General features: G+C 67.9%; 1 protein-coding gene. It reads left to right on the top strand.

Annotated features, from left to right (window positions below; translation table 11 throughout):
- Positions 1–126 precede the first annotated feature (126 nt).
- Positions 127–2,409, top strand: a complete 2,283-nt coding sequence (locus ACZY1I_RS13175) for a heavy metal translocating P-type ATPase (protein WP_463754836.1) — start codon at positions 127–129, stop codon at positions 2,407–2,409.
- The last annotated feature ends 128 nt before the right edge of the window (positions 2,410–2,537 follow it).

Raw genomic sequence — 2,537 nt, 5'->3', positions numbered from 1 at the left:
AAGCCGGGCGCCGCGGGTCGCGACAGTTAGGACCGGCCACGATCGAGGAAAACACGTAGGGAACTAATGGCCCGGTCGCAACGACTTGTTCTTACGGAGCAAGTCCACAGAAGGCGAGGAGCCACGATGTCGGCGACGACCGAGCTGCCTTTCACGGCAGCCGACGCACCCCCAGCGGGTGTGCAGCAGGTACAACTCGACATCACCGGGATGTCCTGCGTCGCCTGCGCTCACCGGGTCAAATCGACATTGAACAAGTTGCCCGGCGTCCGGGCGTCGGTCAATTTCGCGACTCGAGTGGCAACGATCGAGGTCAGCCAGGACACCACCGCCGACGAATTGTGCGAGGCCGTTCGGGGTGCGGGCTACCAGGCTGAGCCGCGACGGGCCGGCAGCGACTACGACGCCGACCCTGACGCCGATCACGCGCGGTATCTGTTCGTCCGGTTGGCCGTCGCCGCCGTGTGCTTCGTGCCGTTGGCGCATCTGTCGGTGCTGTTCGCTGTCATGCCGAGCTCCCGGTTCACCGGCTGGGGCTGGGTGCTGACCCTGTTGGCCGTGCCGGTGGTGGTGTGGGCGGCATGGCCGTTCCATCGCGTCGCCCTGCGCAACGGCATGCATGGCGGCGCCACGATGGAGACATTGATCTCGGTCGGAATCACCGCCGCCACGGTGTGGTCGCTCTACACCGTCTTCGGCGGCCACCAGTCCGCTGAACCCAGCGGTGTCTGGCAGGCGCTACTCGGTAGCGACGCGATCTACTTCGAGGTCGCCGCGGGCGTCACGGTGTTCGTGCTGGCAGGGCGATACTTCGAGGCCCGCGCCAAGTCGAGGGCCGGTGGCGCGCTGCGGGCGCTGGCGGCGCTCAGCGCCAAAGACGTCACCGTGCTGCAACCCGACGGGTCCGAACTCGTCATTCCGGCGGACGAACTCGACGAGCAGCAGCGCTTCGTGGTGCGCCCGGGCGAGACGATCGCCGCCGACGGCCTGGTTGTCGAGGGGTCCGCCGCGGTCGACATGAGCGCCATGACCGGCGAGGCCAAACCGGTCCGGGTGGAGCCCGGTTCGCAAGTCATTGGCGGCACGGCCGTCCTCGACGGCAGGCTGGTCGTGGAGGCCGCCGCGGTAGGCGCCGACACTCAGTTCGCCGGCATGGTCCGACTGGTCGAGCAGGCTCAGGCGCAAAAGGCTGACGCGCAGCGTTTGGCAGACCGCATCGCTTCGGTCTTCGTTCCGTGCGTCTTCGCCATCGCTGCCCTGACCGCTGCTGGGTGGTTCCTCGCCGGGGCGGAACCCGCTCGGACGTTCTCGGCGGCCATCGCGGTCCTCGTCATCGCCTGCCCGTGCGCGCTGGGGCTGGCGACCCCGACCGCAATGATGGTGGCGTCCGGTCGCGGCGCCCAACTCGGCATATTCCTCAAGGGTCTGCAGTCATTGGAGGCGACCCGGGCGGTAGATACGGTCGTGTTCGACAAGACCGGCACGTTGACGACCGGCCAGTCGACGGTCAGTGCCGTTACGGTTGCGCCCGGCTGGGATGCCGAAGAGGTGCTCGGATTGGCGGCGACGGTGGAAGCGGCGTCCGAGCACGCGGTAGGTCTCACCATCGCCGCATCCGCACCCCACGGAGAACGGGTCACCGACTTCCGCGCAGTGGCCGGCCGCGGGGTTAGCGGCATCGTGGCCGGGCGGTCAGTGCGGGTCGGCAAACCGTCCTGGATCGGTACTTCGGCCAAAGAGCCGACACTGGTGACGGCGCGGCATGCGGCTGAATCACTGGGCGCGACAGCGGTTTTCGTGGAGATCGACGGTGTCTCGTGCGCAGTGATCGCGGTGGCTGACGCGGTGAAGGATTCGGCCGCGGGCGCCGTCGCGGCGCTCCACGATCGTGGCCTTCGCACCGTGCTGCTGACCGGTGACAACCCAGCTTCGGCGGCCGCCGTCGCCGCGCTCGTCGGTATCGACGAGGTGATCGCCGACATCCTGCCCGAAGGCAAAGTGGACGTCATCGAGCAACTGCGTGAGCGGGGGCAAGTTGTCGCCATGGTCGGTGACGGCATCAACGATGGACCGGCACTCGCCTGCGCCGATCTGGGAATGGCCATCGGTCGTGGCACCGATGTCGCGATCGGCGCGGCCGACGTCATCCTGGTCCGTGAAAACCTCGAAGTGGTGCCGTTGGCGCTCGATCTGGCCGCGGCCACCATGCGGACGATCAAAATCAACATGGTGTGGGCCTTCGGCTACAACATTGCTGCCATTCCGATCGCGGCTGCGGGCCTGCTCAACCCGCTGATTGCCGGCGCGGCGATGGCGTTCTCATCGTTCTTCGTGGTGTCAAACAGCTTGCGACTGCGCAACTTTGGCGCAACCCGGGACGCCGCCGTGGCGATCGCAAGCGCGGCGTAGCCGGGCGCAGCGGGTCGCCACCATCCGCGATCGTGGCGATCGCAAGCGTGGCGTAGCCGGGCGCAGCGGGTCGCCACCATCCGCGATCGTGGCGATCGCAAGCGTGGCGTAGCCGGGCGCAGCGGGTC

Source organism: Mycobacterium sp. IDUB_37 (genome assembly GCF_055419245.1).
The sequence above is the reverse complement of the archived record's forward strand: the minus strand, read 5'-3'. Positions and strand labels throughout refer to the sequence as shown.

Excerpts from the sequence above, each read along its gene's own strand:
- ACZY1I_RS13175 (WP_463754836.1), top strand. The coding sequence starts at position 127 with ATGTCGGCGACGACCGAGCTGCCTTTCACGGCAGCCGACGCACCCCCA.